Origin of the sequence: Pseudomonas sp., assembly GCF_030147005.1 — a bacterium.
GTDB lineage: Bacteria > Pseudomonadota > Gammaproteobacteria > Pseudomonadales > Pseudomonadaceae > Aquipseudomonas.
Window position 1 is genome coordinate 16366 of record NZ_JASLAW010000057.1, and the last position, 18799, is coordinate 35164.

Annotated in this window: 16 protein-coding genes, 4 tRNA genes and 1 riboswitch; of the genes, 16 read left to right on the top strand and 4 right to left on the bottom strand. The window is 59.0% G+C overall.

Going from position 1 to position 18799, the window contains the following annotated elements:
* Positions 1 to 96: 96 nt before the first annotated feature.
* The 7 genes from Q1V60_RS05330 to astE all read left to right on the top strand — a co-directional run bounded on the left by Q1V60_RS05330 (position 97) and on the right by astE (position 7924).
* The gene (locus Q1V60_RS05330; RefSeq protein ID WP_300628133.1) at positions 97 to 1317 is read left to right on the top strand and encodes an aspartate aminotransferase family protein; all 1221 of its coding nucleotides are present in this window, start codon (positions 97 to 99) and stop codon (positions 1315 to 1317) included.
* A 233-nt stretch (positions 1318 to 1550) separates the two neighbouring features.
* Positions 1551 to 2570 (top strand): arginine/ornithine succinyltransferase subunit alpha, encoded by a 1020-nt coding sequence (aruF, locus tag Q1V60_RS05335; RefSeq protein ID WP_300628135.1) that lies wholly within the window; start codon positions 1551 to 1553, stop codon positions 2568 to 2570.
* Positions 2571 to 2630: 60 nt separating this feature from the next.
* On the top strand, positions 2631 to 3656 hold the full coding sequence (gene astA, locus Q1V60_RS05340; protein WP_300628137.1) for an arginine N-succinyltransferase: 1026 nt from the start codon (positions 2631 to 2633) through the stop codon (positions 3654 to 3656).
* On the top strand, positions 3653 to 5122 hold the full coding sequence (astD, locus tag Q1V60_RS05345; RefSeq protein WP_300628170.1) for a succinylglutamate-semialdehyde dehydrogenase: 1470 nt from the start codon (positions 3653 to 3655) through the stop codon (positions 5120 to 5122). The genes astA and astD overlap by 4 nt, the downstream gene beginning before the upstream one ends.
* Positions 5123 to 5247: 125 nt before the next feature.
* Complete coding sequence (astB, locus tag Q1V60_RS05350) at positions 5248 to 6594, top strand: N-succinylarginine dihydrolase (RefSeq protein WP_300628140.1); 1347 nt, start codon at positions 5248 to 5250, stop codon at positions 6592 to 6594.
* A gap of 26 nt (positions 6595 to 6620) precedes the next feature.
* Positions 6621 to 6908 (top strand): hypothetical protein, encoded by a 288-nt coding sequence (locus Q1V60_RS05355; protein ID WP_003175651.1) that lies wholly within the window; start codon positions 6621 to 6623, stop codon positions 6906 to 6908.
* A gap of 11 nt (positions 6909 to 6919) precedes the next feature.
* Positions 6920 to 7924, top strand: a complete 1005-nt coding sequence (gene astE / locus Q1V60_RS05360; RefSeq protein ID WP_300628144.1) for a succinylglutamate desuccinylase — start codon at positions 6920 to 6922, stop codon at positions 7922 to 7924.
* A 144-nt stretch (positions 7925 to 8068) separates the two neighbouring features.
* On the opposite strand, the gene Q1V60_RS05365 is transcribed toward astE, so the two are convergent.
* The gene (locus Q1V60_RS05365; protein WP_057723717.1) at positions 8069 to 8578 is read right to left on the bottom strand and encodes a 6,7-dimethyl-8-ribityllumazine synthase; all 510 of its coding nucleotides are present in this window, start codon (positions 8576 to 8578) and stop codon (positions 8069 to 8071) included.
* A 112-nt stretch (positions 8579 to 8690) separates the two neighbouring features.
* Positions 8691 to 8860: riboswitch (FMN riboswitch) on the bottom strand.
* 192 nt (positions 8861 to 9052) lie between these two features.
* Here Q1V60_RS05365 and ltaE point away from each other — a divergent pair.
* The 8 genes from ltaE (at position 9053) to mgtE (ending at position 16802) form a co-directional block, all read left to right on the top strand.
* The gene (ltaE, locus tag Q1V60_RS05370; RefSeq protein WP_300628151.1) at positions 9053 to 10057 is read left to right on the top strand and encodes a low-specificity L-threonine aldolase; all 1005 of its coding nucleotides are present in this window, start codon (positions 9053 to 9055) and stop codon (positions 10055 to 10057) included.
* Positions 10058 to 10203: 146 nt separating this feature from the next.
* Complete coding sequence (gene alaS / locus Q1V60_RS05375) at positions 10204 to 12822, top strand: alanine--tRNA ligase (protein ID WP_300628153.1); 2619 nt, start codon at positions 10204 to 10206, stop codon at positions 12820 to 12822.
* Between the two features lie 97 nt (positions 12823 to 12919).
* Positions 12920 to 14161, top strand: a complete 1242-nt coding sequence (locus Q1V60_RS05380; RefSeq protein ID WP_300628156.1) for an aspartate kinase — start codon at positions 12920 to 12922, stop codon at positions 14159 to 14161.
* A 173-nt stretch (positions 14162 to 14334) separates the two neighbouring features.
* Positions 14335 to 14523 (top strand): carbon storage regulator CsrA, encoded by a 189-nt coding sequence (csrA, locus tag Q1V60_RS05385; protein ID WP_003175645.1) that lies wholly within the window; start codon positions 14335 to 14337, stop codon positions 14521 to 14523.
* 62 nt (positions 14524 to 14585) lie between these two features.
* Positions 14586 to 14676, top strand: a tRNA-Ser gene (locus Q1V60_RS05390).
* A gap of 108 nt (positions 14677 to 14784) precedes the next feature.
* A tRNA-Arg gene (locus tag Q1V60_RS05395) sits at positions 14785 to 14861 on the top strand.
* Between the two features lie 72 nt (positions 14862 to 14933).
* Positions 14934 to 15010 (top strand) — tRNA-Arg (locus Q1V60_RS05400).
* Between the two features lie 349 nt (positions 15011 to 15359).
* Complete coding sequence (gene mgtE / locus Q1V60_RS05405) at positions 15360 to 16802, top strand: magnesium transporter (protein WP_300628159.1); 1443 nt, start codon at positions 15360 to 15362, stop codon at positions 16800 to 16802.
* A gap of 100 nt (positions 16803 to 16902) precedes the next feature.
* Here mgtE and Q1V60_RS05410 read toward each other — a convergent pair whose 3' ends face one another.
* From Q1V60_RS05410 to Q1V60_RS05420, 3 genes are all read right to left on the bottom strand, one after another.
* Positions 16903 to 17229, bottom strand: coding sequence for an Arc family DNA-binding protein (locus Q1V60_RS05410; RefSeq protein WP_003193592.1), 327 nt, complete (start codon positions 17227 to 17229; stop codon positions 16903 to 16905).
* Positions 17230 to 17606: 377 nt separating this feature from the next.
* The gene (locus tag Q1V60_RS05415) at positions 17607 to 17786 is read right to left on the bottom strand and encodes a PA3371 family protein (RefSeq protein ID WP_300628168.1); all 180 of its coding nucleotides are present in this window, start codon (positions 17784 to 17786) and stop codon (positions 17607 to 17609) included.
* An 11-nt stretch (positions 17787 to 17797) separates the two neighbouring features.
* Positions 17798 to 18025, bottom strand: a complete 228-nt coding sequence (locus Q1V60_RS05420; protein WP_300628169.1) for a hypothetical protein — start codon at positions 18023 to 18025, stop codon at positions 17798 to 17800.
* A gap of 319 nt (positions 18026 to 18344) precedes the next feature.
* Between Q1V60_RS05420 and Q1V60_RS05425 the strand changes: the two genes are divergently transcribed.
* Positions 18345 to 18421, top strand: a tRNA-Arg gene (locus Q1V60_RS05425).
* The last annotated feature ends 378 nt before the right edge of the window (positions 18422 to 18799 follow it).

The window sequence follows — 18799 nt, forward strand, 5'->3', positions numbered from 1 at the left end:
GTTGTCGCTTGGCGACAAGGCCGCGCTGAAAACTGTCCTTACAATCCCTGCATCGCCCGCCAGTTCCAGGCAGGCGTTCCTCTTCAGGAGACTCCGATGTCCGTTGAGCAAGCCCCGGTGCAACGTGCCGATTTCGACCAGGTAATGGTGCCCAACTATGCACCTGCCGCCTTTATTCCCGTGCGTGGCGCAGGTTCGCGCGTATGGGACCAGGCCGGTCGTGAGCTGATCGATTTTGCCGGCGGCATCGCGGTCAACGTATTGGGCCACGCCCACCCGGCGCTGGTCGGCGCACTGACCGAGCAGGCCAACAAGCTGTGGCATGTCTCCAACGTGTTCACCAACGAACCGGCGTTGCGCCTGGCGCACAAGCTGATCGACGCCACCTTTGCCGAGCGCGTGTTCTTCTGCAACTCCGGCGCCGAAGCCAACGAGGCCGCTTTCAAGCTGGCCCGTCGCGTCGCGTTCGACCGTTTCGGCAGCGAGAAGTACGAGATCATCGCCGCGCTCAACAGCTTCCACGGGCGTACGCTGTTCACCGTCAACGTCGGCGGGCAGTCCAAGTACTCCGATGGTTTCGGCCCGAAAATCACCGGCATCACCCACGTGCCGTATAACGACCTCGCAGCGCTCCAAGCCGCCGTGTCGGACAAGACCTGCGCCGTGGTGCTCGAACCGATCCAGGGCGAGGGCGGCGTGCTGCCGGCCGAGCTGGCTTACCTGCAAGGCGCCCGCGAGCTGTGCGACGCGAACAACGCGCTGCTGGTGTTCGACGAAGTGCAAACCGGCATGGGCCGCAGTGGCCACCTGTTCGCCTACCAACACTACGGCGTGGTGCCGGACATCCTCACCAGCGCCAAGAGCCTGGGCGGCGGTTTCCCGATAGCCGCGATGCTCACCCGTGAAGACCTGGCCAAGCACCTGGTGGTCGGCACCCACGGCACCACCTACGGCGGCAACCCGCTGGCGTGCGCGGTGGCTGAAGCAGTGATCGACGTGATCAACACCCCTCAAGTACTGGCCGGCGTGAATGCCAAGCACGACCTGTTCAAGGCGCGCCTGGAGCAGATCGGCAAGCAGTACGGCATCTTCACGCAAGTGCGTGGCATGGGTTTGCTGATCGGGTGCGTGTTGAGCGACGCGTTCAAGGGCAAGGCCAAGGACGTGTTCAACGCCGCCGAAAAAGAAAACCTGATGATCCTGCAAGCCGGCCCGGACGTGGTGCGTTTTGCGCCAAGCCTGGTGGTGGAAGAGGCAGACATCAATGAAGGTTTGGATCGCTTCGAACGTGCTGTGAAGACGTTGACGCAAGCCTGACAGCGACACATTTTATTTGCCGGACCTGACCCCATGTGGGAGCCGCTTTTGTGGCGAGGGAGCTTGCTCCCGTTGGAGTGCGCAGCGCTTGCCAAAAGCTTGGGGCCGCTGCGCAGCCCAGCGGGAGCAAGCTCCCTCGCCACGAAAGCCCGCTCCCACATTGGGGGTGTGTTGATTCAGAACGCGTCCGGTATTTTTCCCTCTGTGAGTTTTTCGAGTTAAGGAGTGACACCATGCTGGTGATGCGGCCCGCGCAAATGGCTGATCTGGGCGAGGTACAGCGTCTGGCTGCGGACAGCCCGATTGGTGTCACCTCCTTGCCGGATGATGTGGAACGCCTGAGCGACAAAATCGCCGCCAGCGAAGCGTCCTTCGCGGCCGAGGTGAGTTTCAACGGTGAAGAAAGCTATTTCTTCGTGCTCGAAGACACCGAGACCGGCAAGCTCGCCGGCTGCTCGGCTATCGTCGCTTCGGCCGGCTACTCGGAACCCTTTTATAGTTTTCGTAACGAGACCTTCGTGCACGCCTCCCGCGAGCTGAAGATCCACAACAAGATCCACGTGCTTTCCCAGTGCCACGACCTGACCGGCAACAGCCTGCTCACCAGTTTCTACGTGGTGCCGGAACTGGTCGGTTCGCCATGGTCGGAACTCAATTCCCGTGGCCGCCTGCTGTTCGTTGCCAGCCACCCCGAGCGCTTTGCCGACTCGGTGGTGACCGAGATTGTCGGCTACAGCGACGAGAACGGCGACTCGCCGTTCTGGGACGCCATCGGCCGCAACTTCTTCGACCTCAATTACGCCGCGGCCGAGCGCTTGTGCGGGCTGAAAAGCCGTACCTTCCTCGCCGAGCTGATGCCGCATTATCCGATCTACGTGCCGTTGCTGCCGGATGAAGCCCAGGAAGCCATGGGCCAGGTGCACCCGCGTGCGCAGATCACCTTCGACATCCTCATGCGCGAAGGCTTCGAAACAGACCATTACATCGACATCTTCGACGGCGGCCCGACGCTGCACGCACGGGTCTCGGGCATTCGTTCGATCGCCCAGAGCCGCGTGGTGCCGGTGAAGATCGGCGAGATGGTCAGGGGTGTCGGCCGCCAGTACCTGGTGAGCAACGCGCAGTTGCAGGATTACCGCGCGGTGATGCTGGAGCTGGACTACGCGCCCGGCAAGCCGGTGACCCTTGACCTGGCGGCAGCCGAAGCCCTGGGCGTCGGTGAAGGCGCCAGCGTGCGTCTTGTTGCAGTTTGAGAGCCGGTCTAAAACAGAGTTTCGCGGGTGGCTGCAAAGCGGCCCGTTCGAGGAGATAGCATGATCGTTCGTCCCGTACGCAGCAGCGATTTACCGGCCCTGATAGATCTGGCGCGCAGCACCGGCACCGGTCTCACCACCTTGCCGGCCAACGAAGAGCGCCTGACCCACCGCGTGGGCTGGGCTGAGAAAACCTTTCGCGGCGAAGCCGGGCGGGGCGATGCCGACTACCTGTTCGTGCTGGAAAACGACGAAGGCCGCGTGGTGGGTATTTCCGCCATCGCCGGTGCCGTCGGCCTGCGCGAGCCGTGGTACAACTTCCGGGTCGGCCTGACGGTCAGCGCCTCCCAGGAGTTGAATATCTACCGCGAAATTCCGACGTTGTTCCTGGCCAACGACCTCACCGGCAATTCCGAGTTGTGCTCGTTGTTCCTGCACGCCGATTACCGCAACGGCCTCAACGGCCGCATGCTGGCCAAGGCGCGCATGCTGTTTATCGCGGAATTCCCGCAGCTGTTCGGCAACAAGATCATCGCCGAGATGCGCGGCGTGTCCAACGAAGCAGGGCGCTCGCCGTTCTGGGAAAGCCTGGGCCGGCACTTCTTCAAGATGGAGTTCAGCCAGGCCGATTACCTCACGGGCGTGGGCAACAAGGCGTTTATCGCCGAGCTGATGCCCAAGTTTCCGCTGTACAGCTGCTTCCTTTCCGAAGACGCGCGCAACGTGATCGGCAAGGTGCATCCGGATACCGAACCGGCGCTGAGCATGCTCAAGAGCGAAGGCTTCAGCTACCAGGGCTATGTCGATATTTTCGACGCGGGCCCGGCGGTGGAATGTGAAACCAGCAAGATTCGTGCGGTGCGCGACAGCCAGTCGCTGGTGCTGGCCATCGGCACGCCGGGGGACGACGCCACCCCTTTCCTGATCCATAACCGCAAACGCGAAGACTGCCGCATCACTGCCGCGCCGGCTCGCCTGGCCGCGGGTACGCTGGTGGTCGACCCGCAGACCGCCAAGCGGCTTCAACTTGTCGTTGGTGATCAAGTGCGCGCTGTTGCGTTGTCTGCTGCTCGGGAGTCGAAATAATGAATTCGTTGTACATCGCAGGTAGCTGGCTGGCTGGCCAGGGTGAATTGTTTGAATCGCGTAACCCGGTGACCCAGGACGTGCTGTGGAGCGGCAACGGCGCGACGGCCGAGCAGGTCGAGTCCGCCGTGCAGGCCGCGCGTCAGGCGTTTCCAGGCTGGGCTCGCCAGTCGTTGGAAGAGCGCATCAGCGTGCTCGAAACCTTCGCCGCCACCCTCAAAAGCCGCGCCGATGAAATCGCCCGCTGCATCGGTGAGGAAACCGGTAAGCCGCTGTGGGAGTCGGCAACTGAAGTCACCAGCATGGCCAACAAGATCGCGATCTCGGTGCAAAGTTATCGCGAGCGTACCGGCGAGAAGAGTGGCCCCCTGGGCGACGCTACCGCTGTGCTGCGCCACAAGCCTCACGGCGTGGTGGCGGTGTTCGGCCCTTACAACTTTCCTGGGCACTTGCCGAACGGGCATATCGTTCCGGCTCTGCTGGCGGGTAATACCGTGCTGTTCAAGCCGAGCGAGCTTACGCCGAAGGTTGCCGAGCTGACCGTGCAGTGCTGGATCGAGGCGGGTTTGCCGGCGGGCGTATTGAACCTGCTGCAAGGCGCGCGGGAAACCGGTATCGCGCTGGCGGCCAACCCCGGTATCGACGGGTTGTTCTTCACCGGTTCCAGCCGTACCGGCAACCATCTGCACCAGCAGTTTTCCGGACGCCCGGACAAGATCCTGGCCCTGGAAATGGGCGGCAATAACCCGCTGGTGGTGGACGAAGTGGCCGACATGGACGCGGCGGTGTACGCCATCATCCAGTCGGCATTTATCTCCGCCGGTCAGCGCTGCACCTGCGCCCGTCGCTTGCTGGTACCGGAAGGCGCCTGGGGCGATGCGTTGCTGGCACGTCTGGTAGCGGTGAGCGCGACCCTTTCAGTGGGCGCGTTCGACCAGCAACCGGCGCCGTTCATGGGCTCGGTAATTTCCCTGGCTGCCGCCAAAGCCTTGATGGACGCCCAGGAGCTGATGCTGGCCAATGGCGCGGTGGCGCTGCTGGAAATGACCCAGCCCCGCGACCAGGCCGCCTTGCTGACCCCAGGCATCATCGACGTGACGGCGGTGACCGAGCGCGAAGACGAAGAACTGTTCGGCCCGCTGCTCCAGGTGATTCGCTACGCTGATTTTGCCGCCGCGATTGCCGAAGCCAACAACACCCAGTACGGCCTGGCCGCGGGTTTGCTGTCGGATTCCGAGGCGCGCTACCAGCAGTTCTGGCTGGAAAGCCGCGCCGGCATCGTCAACTGGAACAAACAGCTGACCGGCGCCGCCAGTACCGCGCCGTTCGGTGGGGTAGGGGCATCGGGCAATCATCGCGCCAGTGCTTATTATGCGGCGGATTATTGTGCGTATCCGGTGGCGTCACTGGAGACCCCGAGCCTGGTCGTGCCGGCCACGCTCACTCCGGGTATCACGCTGATCTGAATGTGGGCGAGGTCCTGTATGAGAGCGGGTTTGCCTGCTCCCACACAGGGCCTCTCCCACATTGACCGGTGGTGTATACAAGTAATTTGAAGCCTATAAAAACAGATGTTCGTGGAGCCTCGCCGATGAAATCCTATGAAGTCAATTTTGACGGTCTAGTGGGGCCGACTCATAACTACGGCGGTTTGTCCTTCGGCAACGTCGCGTCCCAGAGCAACAGCCAGCAGCATTCCAACCCCAAGGAAGCGGCGTTGCAGGGGCTGCAAAAAATGAAAGCGCTGATGGACATGGGCTTTGTGCAAGGTGTGCTCGCCCCCCAGGAACGTCCGGACGTGGCCGCGTTGCGCAACCTCGGCTTCAGCGGCACCGACGCCCAGGTCATTGAGCAGGCGGCCAAGCAGGCCATGCCGTTGCTGGTGGCGAGCTGCTCGGCGTCGAGCATGTGGGTGGCCAATGCCGCCACCGTCAGCCCCAGCGCCGATACGGCGGATGGCCGCGTGCACTTCACCGCAGCCAACCTCAACTGCAAATACCACCGCAGCATCGAACACCCGACCACCAGCCGCGTGCTGGGGGCGATGTTCGCCGACCAAAAGCACTTCGCCCACCACGCGGCGTTGCCGGCAGTGGCGCAGTTTGGCGATGAAGGCGCGGCCAATCACACGCGCTTTTGCCGTGAGTACGGTGAAGCCGGCGTCGAGTTCTTCGTGTTTGGCCGCAGTGCGTTCGACCCTCGCTACCCGGCTCCGCAAAAATACCCGGCGCGCCAGACCCTCGAAGCGTCCCAGGCCGTCGCGCGTCTGCACGGCTTGAAGCAAGACGGTGTGGTTTACGCGCAGCAGAACCCGGCGGTGATCGATGCCGGTGTGTTCCACAACGATGTGATTGCGGTGGGCAACGGCGAAGTGCTGTTCTATCACGAGGACGCGTTCCTCAATACCGAACAGATGCTCGCCGAACTGCAGGGCAAGTTGGGCAAACTGGGCGGCAACTTCCAGTCCGTCTGCGTGCCGCGTGCCCAGGTCAGTGTCGAGAATGCGGTGCGGTCCTACTTGTTCAACAGCCAGTTGCTGACACGTCCTGACGGCTCGATGCTGCTGATCGTGCCGGAAGAGTGCCGCGCCAACGAGCGCGTCTGGCAGTACCTGCAGCACCTCACCGCCTCCGGTGGGTTGATCCGCGAAGTGAAAGTATTCGACCTCAAGCAAAGCATGCAGAACGGCGGCGGCCCGGCGTGCCTGCGTTTGCGTGTGGCGTTGAACGAAACCGAACTGGCGGCGGTGAATCCAGGCGTTATCATGACCGCGCCGCTGTACGACACCCTGACCCAGTGGGTCAACAAGCACTACCGCGACAGCCTGCGCGAAACCGACCTGGCTGACCCGCAACTGTTGCTTGAGTGCCGGGCGGCACTGGATGAACTGACGCAAATCCTTAAACTGGGCTCGGTTTATCCTTTCCAGACCCATTAACGCCATACGGCTGAGATATTTTATTTATGACCGACACCCTGAAGCTGATCCTTGAAGACACCGACGGCACCCAGCTGGAAACTTCCTGCACCCGCGTTGCCGTGGTCTGGCAGGGCAAGGAGATCTGGATTCAGCACGACGGCCGTGGCCAACTGCTGATCGGCGTGGACGTAGAGGAAGGCGACGCCGAGTACGCCAACCTGCTGATGCGCCCATTGGCTACCAACCTGATGAGCCTGCAACTGGAGATGGAACCGGCCGACGTCGAAGGTGACGACGACGATCACGTCCACGGCCCAGGCTGCAACCACTAAGGAAGCTGCTTATGCTCGCCCTCGGCAAACTGCTTGAACTGACCCTCGCCGGTCGCGAACCGGCGCAAAAAATTCAACTGACTGTCGACGGCGTGCAGATGCGCTGGCTCAGCGAGGGTGCACTTGAGGTGCGCCCGCCCGAGGCCCGGGACAATGGCCGCGACCTGCTGCTGTCGTCCGGCATCCATGGCAACGAAACCGCGCCGATCGAACTGCTCGACCGTCTGTTGCATGGCATCGCCGGTGGGCAGATCAAACCTCGTACCCGTATTCTGTTCCTGTTCGGCAACACCGAGGCCATGCGTCGCGGCGAGCGTTACCTTGAACTGGACGTCAACCGGCTGTTCAACGGCCGTCATGAAAGCAACATCGGCCCCGAAGCCATGCGCGCCGCCGAACTTGAGCAATTGGCCCGCAGCTTTTTCAGTCTGCCTGGCCGCTCGCGCCTGCATTACGACCTGCATACCGCGATTCGTGGCTCGAAGATCGAGCAGTTTGCGCTGTATCCCTGGAAAGAAGGGCGCCCGCATTCACGCCGGGAGTTGGAGCGTCTGCGCGCCGCCGGAATGGAGGCGGTGCTGCTGCAGAACAAGACGTCGATTACCTTCACGGCATTCACTTACGAACAACTCGACGCCGAGGCCTTCACCCTTGAGCTGGGCAAGGCGCGTCCCTTTGGGCAGAACCAGGGTGTGGATGTGTCCAGGCTGGAGACGCGCCTCAAGCACATTATCGAAGGCACCGAGCCTGAATCCGACAGCCTGGACGGCCTGAAGCTGTTCGCCGTTGCTCGGGAAGTCATCAAGCACAGCGACGCGTTCCTGCTGCATTTGCCGGCGGATGTGGAAAACTTCTCGGAATTGGAAAAAGGCTACCTGCTGGCCGAAGACGTGGCCAAGACGCGCTGGGTGATCGAGGAGGAGGGCGCTCGTATCATCTTTCCCAACCCCAAGGTGAAGAACGGCTTGCGCGCCGGGATATTGATCGTGCCGACTACCGATGCCGGCCTGGTCTAGATCCCAGGCCTGATGGGGGAGCCAAATGTGGGAGTGGGCTTGCTCACGAAGGCGTAGTGTCAGTTACCGGGTGACTGATGCACTGCCTTCGCGAGCAAGGCCTTCGCGAGCAAGCCCGCTCCTACAGGGTTTTGCAGCTGTTGCTTAGACGGCTACAGCCCGTGGCTCGCTACGGCGGATTGCGCGCACTTTGTGCAGGGTATCGGCGCAAGTACGCGCAGCTTCCTGGCCTTTGTGCACGAAGTGTTCGTAGAAGAAGGTGGTGTGTTCGCTGCCACCGTGGAAGTGGTGTGGGGTCAGGGACACCGAGAACACCGGCACTTCGGTTTCGAGCTGCACCTGCATCAGGCCGCTGACCACCGACTGCGCGACGAATTCGTGACGGTAGATCCCACCATCCACCACCAGCGCGGCGGCGACGATACCGGCGTAACGGCCGGTCTTGGCCAGCAGCTTGGCGTGCAGGGGCATTTCAAAGGCGCCGCCGACTTCGAAGAAATCGATATCCGATTCCTGGTAGCCCTGGGCGATCATTTCGGCGAGGAAACCTTTGCGTGACTGGTCGACAATATCCTTGTGCCAGCAGGCCTGGATAAACGCGACGCGCTCGCCGTGGTGGTTTTTGCTTTTGCTGTCAATTGCGGTGGGTTGCATGTTCTGACTCCTGTTTAAGAAAAAAACAGGGCGTTATGAATCGAATGGGATTTAAGGGTATGCACAGCTGTTTCATGCAGGCATGAGATAGCGCGCGGCCCTTAGGTGCCAATCCCGTTCTCTCTTCATCCGGACTATGACCGTCGGCCCCGGGATCACACCGGGTCTGCTGACCTTGTCGCCGTCCTGCCTGAGCAGTTCGAGGCGCCAAGCGCTCGCGGGCTATGCGCATTGCGCGCAATTACCGCCGGTGGGGAATTGCACCCCGCCCTGAGAACGTTGCCGCCAGAACCCTGGCGGCGCAGAGTTTTTAACATGGTTTTTCAAAAACTGCACGGTTGCCGTATCGATAAGCTATATCGGTTTGTTTGGTTGGTATTCGATTGAAGCGACGTGGGGCTTGATATTACGTAGCGTTGCCCGCAGTAATCATTCATAAAACCTACTTACATCACCCGTTAGAGGCCTTGTTTCATGTCTGTGATCGACCTGCGCAGCGACACCGTGACCCAACCCACCCCCGGTATGCGTGACGCAATGGCCAGCGCCGCCAGCGGTGATGACGTCTACGGCGAAGACCCCAGCGTCAATAAACTGGAGGCCGAACTCGCGCAGCGCCTGGGCTTTGAGGCTGCGCTGTTCGTGCCCACCGGGACCATGAGCAACCTGCTGGCGTTGATGGCCCACTGTGAGCGCGGCGAGGAGTACATCGTCGGGCAACAGGCCCACACCTACAAATACGAAGGGGGCGGGGCGGCCGTGCTGGGTTCGATCCAGCCGCAGCCGCTGGAACTGCAACCGGACGGTTCACTGGATCTTGGCCAGGTGCTGGCGGCAATCAAGCCCGATGATTTCCACTTCGCGCGTACGCGCTTGCTGGCGCTGGAAAACACCATGCAAGGCAAGGTGCTGCCGCTGGAATATCTGGCCCAAGCGCGTGCGTTTACCCGTGAACACGGCCTGGCGTTGCACCTGGACGGCGCGCGGCTTTATAACGCGGCGGTGAAACTGGGCGTGGAGGCACGAGAGATAGCCCAGCATTTCGACTCGGTGTCGGTGTGCCTGTCCAAAGGCCTCGGCGCACCGGTCGGTTCGGTACTGTGCGGCGCCACGGCATTGATCGCCAAGGCGCGACGCCTGCGCAAAATGGTCGGCGGCGGCATGCGCCAGGCCGGCTCGCTGGCGGCGGCAGGCCTGTATGCCTTGGATCACCAGGTGCAGCGCCTGGCCGACGACCATGCCAATGCCCAGTGGCTGGGCACTGAGCTGCGAAAGGCGGGTTACACGGTGGAGCCGGTCCAGACCAACATGGTCTATGTACAAGTTGGTGACCGGGCGCAGGCGTTGAAGGCCTTTGCCGCAGAGCGCGGGATCAAGTTGAGTGCCGCGCCGCGTTTGCGCATGGTCACGCATCTGGATGTCAGCCGGGCGCAGATCGAGCAAGTGGTGCAGACATTTGTCGCTTTTTCGCAGAAATGACAGTGCAGGCCGTCTAATTGACTGCTTCTATCAGATAAACACGCTGTACCACCGGCAAAGGGCCGATATAATGCGGCCCTTTGCCGTCGCTTCGTCTAATGATGTTGCGCACTGGCCTTTGGCCGCAGCCTCCGTGGAAGAACCTAATGAAAAGCGCAGAAATCCGTGAAGCCTTCCTTCGCTTCTTCGAAGAGCAAGGCCACACCCGTGTAGCCTCAAGCTCTTTGATCCCAGGCAATGACCCCACCCTGCTGTTCACTAACGCGGGGATGAACCAGTTCAAGGACTGTTTCCTGGGCCAGGAAAAACGCGCCTACACCCGCGCCACCAGCAGTCAGAAGTGCGTACGCGCCGGCGGCAAGAACAGCGACCTGGAAAACGTCGGTTACACCGCACGTCACCACACCTTCTTCGAAATGCTGGGTAACTTCAGCTTTGGCGATTATTTCAAGAAAGATGCGATCACCTTCGCCTGGACCTTCCTGACCGGCGTGCTGAAGCTGCCCCAGGAAAAGCTCTGGGTCACCGTCTACGCGACGGACGACGAAGCGTACGACATCTGGACCCAGCAAATCGGCGTGCCCGCCGAGCGCATGATCCGTATCGGCGACAACAAAGGTGCGCCGTACGCCTCCGATAACTTCTGGACCATGGGCGACACCGGTCCTTGCGGGCCCTGCACCGAGATTTTTTACGATCACGGCGCCGACATCTGGGGTGGCCCGCCGGGTTCGCCGGATGAAGACGGCGACCGTTACATCGAAATCTGGAACAACGTGTTCATGCAGTTCAACCGCACCGCTGATGGTGTGTTGCACCCGTTGCCGGCGCCCTCGGTCGACACCGGCATGGGCCTGGAGCGAATCAGTGCGGTCATGCAGCACGTTCACTCCAACTATGAAATCGACCTGTTTACCAACCTGCTGAGCGCATCGGCTGTGGCGATTGGCTGCGCCAATGAAGGCCAGTCTTCGCTCAAGGTTGTATCGGACCACATCCGTTCCTGCGGTTTCCTGATTGCCGACGGTGTGCTGCCGTCCAACGAAGGCCGTGGCTATGTGCTGCGCCGCATTATCCGTCGTGCCTGCCGTCACGGTAACAAACTGGGCGCCACCGGCAGCTTCTTCTACAAGATCGTGGCTGCACTGGTTGCCGAGATGGGCGACGCCTTCCCGGAACTCAAGCAGCAACAAGCCAACATCGAGCGGGTTCTCAAGGCCGAAGAAGAGCAGTTCTCCAAGACCCTGGAGCACGGCCTGAAAATTCTCGAGCAGGACCTGGCTGAACTCAAAGGTACCGTGGTGCCGGGCGACGTAGTGTTCAAACTCTACGACACCTACGGTTTCCCGATGGACCTGACCGCCGACATCGCCCGTGAGCGTGAGCTGACCGTCGATGAGGCTGGCTTTGAACGCGAAATGGAGGCCCAGCGCGTGCGCGCGCGTTCCGCCAGCTCGTTTGGCCTGGACTACAACACCTTGGTCAAGGTTGATGTGCCCACCGAGTTCATCGGCTACAAGGCTACCGCCGGCTCGGCCAAGATCGTTGCCCTTTATAAAGACGGCAAGTCGGTCGATGTGCTGAACGAGGGCGATGAAGCCGTTGTGGTCCTGGACCAGACGCCGTTCTACGCCGAGTCGGGTGGTCAAATCGGTGACTGTGGTTTCCTCGGCTCGACGTCCGGTCGTTTCGAGGTGCGCGACACCACCAAGACCGGTGGTGCGTTCCTGCACCATGGTGTGTTGGTGCTGGGCAACCTGGTTGTCGGTGCGCCAGTGGATACGCAGGTCGATGCCGACGTACGGCATGCAACCGCGCTGAACCACTCGGCCACTCACTTGCTGCACGCTGCGTTGCGTCAAGTGCTGGGCGAGCATGTCCAGCAAAAGGGCTCGTTGGTCGACAGCCAACGCCTGCGTTTCGACTTCAGCCATTTTGAGGCGATCAAGCCAGAGCAGATCAAGGCGCTGGAAGATATCGTCAACGCTGAAATTCGTAAGAACAGCCCGGTTGAAACCGAGGAAACGGATATCGAAAGCGCCAGGAATAAGGGCGCCATGGCGTTGTTTGGCGAGAAATACGGCGACGAAGTGCGCGTACTGAGCATGGGCGGCAGTTTCTCGGTGGAGCTGTGTGGCGGTATCCACGCCAACCGCACCGGCGACATCGGCCTGTTGAAAATCATCAGCGAGGGCGGTGTGGCCTCGGGTGTGCGTCGTATCGAGGCGATTACCGGTGCTGCGGCGCTGGCCTACCTCAATGCCGCCGAAGAACAACTCAAGGAAGCGGCCAGCCTGGTCAAGGGCAGTCGTGACAATCTGATCGACAAGCTGTCCGCCGTTCTTGAACGCAACCGTGCGCTGGAGAAACAGCTTGAGCAGTTGCAAGCCAAGGCAGCCAGTGCCGCGGGCGACGATCTGTCGGCCTCGGCGGTTGACGTCAAAGACGTAAAAGTATTGGCGGCACGTCTGGACGGTCAGGACGGCAAGGCGTTGCTGGCCTTGGTCGATCAGTTGAAGAACAAGCTCGGCCGCGCAGTGATCCTGCTCGGCAGTGTCCATGAGGAAAAGGTCGTTCTGGTTGCTGGTGTAACCAAGGACCTGACTGGCCAACTCAAAGCCGGTGATTTGATGAAGCAAGCCGCTGCGGCAGTGGGCGGCAAGGGCGGTGGTCGTCCGGACATGGCGCAAGGCGGTGGTGTAGATGCCGGCGCCCTGGACGCAGCCCTGGCCTTGACCGTGCCGTTTGTCGAAGCAGGTATTTAAGGCGCTGTTAATGAGCCCATGGTCTAGTCGTGGGCTTGCTCGGTTGCTGGAAGATTCGTTTATTGGGCGCCCCTTTACGGGCTGAGGCGGCTTAGAAATGGCTTTGATCGTACAGAAATTTGGAGGCACCTCGGTCGGCTCTGTCGAAAGAATCGAGCAGGTCGCCGACAAGGTTAAGAAGTTCCGTGATGCCGGTGACGACCTGGTGGTGGTGCTGTCGGCCATGAGCGGCGAGACCAATCGCCTGATCGACCTGGCCAAGGCCATCAGCGGTGATCAACAACCGCTTGCGCGTGAGCTGGATGTGATTGTGTCCACCGGTGAGCAGGTGACTATTGCGCTGCTGGCCATGGCCCTGAACAAGCGTGGCGTGCCGGCGGTGTCCTACACTGGCGCTCAGGTGCGCATCCTTACCGACAGCGCACATACCAAGGCGCGTATCCTGCAGATCGACGATCAGAAGATTCGTGCTGATCTGAAGGCTGGACGCGTAGTGGTTGTAGCGGGTTTTCAGGGCGTGGACGAGCAAGGCAATATCACCACCCTGGGTCGTGGCGGCTCGGACACTACTGGCGTAGCGCTGGCAGCGGCTCTCAAGGCTGACGAATGCCAGATCTACACCGATGTGGATGGCGTCTACACCACCGACCCGCGCGTCGTGCCCGTGGCCCAGCGCCTGGACAAGATCACCTTTGAAGAGATGCTGGAAATGGCCAGCCTTGGTTCCAAGGTGCTGCAGATTCGTGCGGTGGAATTCGCCGGTAAGTACAACGTTCCGCTGCGCGTCTTGCACAGCTTCAAAGAGGGTCCGGGCACCCTCATTACTATTGATGAAGAGGAATCCATGGAACAGCCGATCATTTCCGGCATCGCTTTCAACCGCGATGAAGCCAAGCTGACGATCCGTGGCGTGCCAGACACCCCCGGTGTGGCCTTCAAGATCCTCGGCCCTATCAGCGGCGCGAACATCGAAGTCGACATGATCGTGCAGAATGTTTCGCACGATAACACCACCGATTTCACCTTCACCGTGCATCGCAACGAGTACGATGCGGCCGAGCGTATCCTGCAAAACACGGCGAACGAGATCGGCGCCCGTGAAGTGGTCGGCGATACCAAGATTGCCAAGGTGTCGATCGTGGGCGTGGGCATGCGCTCCCATGCCGGTGTTGCCAGTCGCATGTTCGAGGCGCTGGCCAAGGAAAGCATCAACATCCAGATGATCTCCACATCGGAAATCAAAGTTTCGGTGGTGATCGAAGAGAAGTACCTGGAACTGGCTGTGCGTGCGTTGCACACCGCTTTTGAGCTGGACGCTCCGGCCCGACAGGGCGAGTGAGGCGATGCCAGAAAGGCGCGGCTTACCGCGCCTTTCATTTTTTTGTTGGGCGCATGCTCTTTTGCGTGGGCTCGACAATACTTAGGCGGTAGGGCTACGGCCTTCTGGTTGTAGGTCGAATGCTTTTTTTGCAGGTTGTTGTTCCTGAAACTGAATTGCGTGAGGTGAAAGGTATGTTGATTCTGACTCGTCGTTGCGCAGAAAGCCTGATTATCGGTGATGGAGAAATCACCGTGACCGTGCTCGGCGTTAAAGGCAATCAAGTGCGTATCGGGGTTAACGCTCCGAAAGAGGTAGCGGTCCATCGCGAGGAAATCTACCTGCGGATCAAGAAAGAGAAGGACGAAGAACCAAGCCTTTAATTTTTATCGTTTTTTATGTTTGCAAACGGGGAGGAACGTGGTTAATATACGCCCCGTGTTGCGGAGAGCTGGCCGAGTGGCCGAAGGCGCTCCCCTGCTAAGGGAGTACACCTCAAAAGGGTGTCGGGGGTTCGAATCCCCCGTTCTCCGCCATTATTTGCTTAGTACGTTGCAATCTGGTTTTTTCGGTAAGTTGTTGAAAATACTCGAAAAAATAGCTTTACATAGAGATTGAACGGCCTATAATGCGCGGCAACAAATGCACTCGTAGCTCAGCTGGATAGAGTACTCGGCTACGAACCGAGCGGTCACAGGTTCGAATCCTGTCGAGTGCACCATTTAAGAGTTAGTTGCAGCAATGCAGGTAGCTTGGCTTCAACCAGTTGTGACCTGGTCTAAAAACACACTTTGCACTCGTAGCTCAGCTGGATAGAGTACTCGGCTACGAACCGAGCGGTCACAGGTTCGAATCCTGTCGAGTGCACCATACAAACAAAAAGCCCGCCTAGTGCGGGCTTTTTGCCGTCTGGGGGTTTGTGTAGGTTTTATCCTGACGTGCGCCTTTTTCTATTTCCCATGTGTTTTCCCTTCCGGCTACGTCGTCGCAGTTCATAGATGCAGCCAATACTCAGCTTTGGCTTGCAAGCACTTGTTCTTTCCAGTTTTTTGACGTTAAAGGCGGCGGAGCGGTGTATCATGCGCCGGTCAGCCCCGCCGGGGCTTGTGGAATGCCTCCATGGACTTACCCAGTAGTTACTCAGTACCCCGTTTTACCAATCATCAATTGACTGATTGATCCTTCCGGCGCGCTCCGCTGCTGGGAGTGGAGTTCGCCTATGACCGAAGTAGAAGTAAAGAAAACACAAGAAAGCCTGCAGGATCGCCTGGCTCAAGTTATCGAGCTGCTGCAGCGCCAGCGCGTGGTCGAAGATCTCACGCACCGCCAGGAAGGTCCGAACCACGACCGCGTCGAAAACCTGGTTCACCGGCAAAATCTCGTCGAGTTGCAACGCAAGCTCGATGATCTGCATTCCGCCGACGTTGCTTATATTCTCGAAGCCTTGCCGCTGGATGATCGATTGACGCTCTGGCAGTTGGTCAAGGCTGATCGCGACGGCGACATTCTCCTCGAAGTATCCGATTCGGTCCGCGAAACCCTGATCGCCGACATGGACGATCATGAACTCCTGGCTGCCGCCAGAGAGATGGATGCGGACGAACTGGCCGACTTGGCCCCTGAATTGCCGCGTGATGTTGTTCATGAGCTGATGGAGGCGTTGGACACTCAGCAGCGTGAGCGTGTGCGTTCAGCGCTGTCTTATGATGAAGATCAGGTCGGCGCGCTGATGGACTTCGAGATGGTCACCATCCGGGAAGACGTCAGCCTGGAAGTGGTGCTGCGCTATCTGCGTCGTCTCAAAGAGCTACCGGGGCATACCGACAAGCTGTTTGTGGTCGACTACGAAGGCATCCTCAAGGGCGTATTGCCCATCAAACGTCTGCTGGTAAATGATCCGGAGAAGAAAGTTGCTGACCTGATGGCCAGCGATACCGTGAGCTTTCACCCGGATGAAGATGCCTACGACGCGGCCCAGGCATTCGAGCGGTACGACTTGATCTCGGCCCCGGTAGTCGACAAGAACGGTAAGTTGATCGGCCGTCTGACGATTGATGAAATCGTCGACCTGATTCGCGAAGAAAGTGAAACCGAAGTCCTCAACATGGCAGGTTTGCGTGAAGAGGAAGATATTTTTGCGTCAGTCTGGCGTTCGCTGCACAACCGTTGGGCTTGGCTGGCCGTTAACCTGATTACCGCATTTATCGCGTCCCGCGTGATTGGGCTGTTTGAAGGCTCCATTGAAAAGTTGGTGGCCTTGGCGGCGTTGATGCCGATCGTGGCCGGCATTGGCGGCAATTCCGGTAACCAGACCATCACCATGATCGTACGGGCCATGGCGCTGGATCAGGTCAGTACGGCCAACTCTTCGCGTCTGCTGCGCAAGGAATTGGCTGTGGGCCTCATCAACGGGGTGGTGTGGGGAGGCGTAATTGGGGTGGTGGCTTACTTGCTATATGGCAGTTGGTCCCTGGGTGTGGTGATGACCGCTGCCATGACCCTTAATTTGCTATTGGCTGCCTTAATGGGAGTTTTGATCCCTATGACTTTGGCGCGTCTAGGACGCGATCCAGCCATGGGGGCCAGCGTGATGATTACAGCCATGACTGACAGTGGCGGCTTTTTCATCTTCCTGGGTTTGGCCACAATCTTCCTGCTCTGACCTTTCCTGCGGGGGCAAATCTGCCCTCGCTTTGCTTTCTTGCTCAAATCCCAGACAAAAAAAAGCCAGCGCATGGCTGGCTTCGGCTTTCAGGTGCAAATCAATTGGCTTCTGCGGCCGCCTCTACGTCGTGCGCGATCAGCGAGACGAGAGCATTTTGCTGGCGGTGGGAAAGTTGACGAAAGCGTTGCAGCAGTTCGCGTTCGTGAAGTGACAGCTCTGGGCTGTCCAGACGCATGCTCAACTCTTCACCCAAGGCACCTTCCTGAATAAGGCTCTGTTCCAGGCGAGCGATGATTTCGGAGTTCATGCTGCGGTGATGATTGCGAGCCACCTCGGCAATGCGTTCCCGCATTCCGTCTGGCAGACGTACGACGAACTTGTCAGCCGTACGGCTGGAATAGATTGCCTGTTTCAATGGGCGCATATATTTAACCGGTTAGTTCAGGGGAGCGGTTTTTGGAATTGGCCGCAAGATGAGTGTTAAGACAAGGCTCACGACCAAAGTTCAACCCGAATTGCAAAGAGGCCGCATCATGCCTCAGATTTGACATTTCCTTGGCGTCAATTCTGTGACAAATATTGAACCGACTAAAGGCTTTATGCCAGCACTGATTTGCATTTTTGCGGACTGGTTGGAAAATTTTCGCGTGTGAGCTGGTCTTCCTGATCTATACGCAAGCTTGGTCCAGCATCGGATTGAAGAGCGCACGCCCTATGCGGCATGGCCTTTTGCCCATATGTCTAAGAGTAGTGGCAGTTTGCTGATTTACTAGTGCGAGGCGACGTAAGGTCGGGGGGAGGTTAGCGCAGCACGGGGTCGAATTTGATGCGACGACCGACAGCCAGCGCCAGTACGAGCAGGCAACCGAAGACCGCGCTGGCGATGAATGCCAGGGTTGCGCTTCCTTGCATATCCTCATTTAAGCCCAATAAGGCAGTGAGGAGCGTCAGGCATAGAAATAGCCATGCTGGTTTGGACATGAGTAGCGCTCTCAGAAAACCCAATGTTCGGATACTGGGGCGGCCTCGGTGCCTTGGGCCAAACGAATAGGCGATTGAGCATCAGCCGTCATCACAGCCAGCTGCGGACGTTGCTGGAGATGGTGCGGGACTGGCTGATTGATCTGGGCTGAGTCTTCCATGTTGGCTGGCTGGAAATGAAAGGTTGCCAGCGCGGTCAGTGCCACTATGTTGAGGGCGAGTAGTAGGGCGCTGTTCATGGTCGCTTCTCCGTGTGCCTTAGCCAAATGGTTTTGTAGGAGACTATTGCAGCTCCCGTGCCAACCTATTAATCCAAGATAATCAATAACTTGAGCACCGATCAGGGTTGTGAAGCATTGCAATTTGCAATGATGGCACTTTGTTGGAGTGCAATCTGCACGATGCCATAGGACGCTTGGGTTTACTGGGGTGCGTCTGGATAGTCTTAGCAGGATTAGCCTACGATCAAAAATCCAACGGATGACATGACAAAAACTACCTTGACCGTTAACATGCACGCCGTCCGTCGTTGAGCCTTTGCCTCGATGATTGCGATTTGTCCCAGTAGCTCAATTGGATAGAGCATCCCCCTCCTAAGGGGAAGGTTGGCCGTTCGAACCGGCCCTGGGACACCATCCTCTTACTTGTTGGCGTTCGCCGATACAAAGACCGGCGCTCCCTTGCCTTCCCATAGCTACCGAAAGATGCGTTTGTGTTTGGCTCGTTGGCCTGTGAGCCAACCCTTCTGATCGTTCTTGCCTGCTTATTTATATAGAAGAAAGACGAGAGAGAAGGGAGTTCCCATTTTTTTGGTTTAAGTGCTTGACGCACCTGTGGGAATCTGTAGAATTCGCCTCCCGCTTACGAGAGATCGCAAGCGCAAGTGGTTGAAGTTGTTGAAGAAATCTTCGAAAGCTTCTGAAAATAACTGCTTGACAGCAAATGAGGCTGCTGTAGAATGCGCGCCTCGGTTGAGACGAATAGCTCTTAACCAACCGCTCTTTAACAACTGA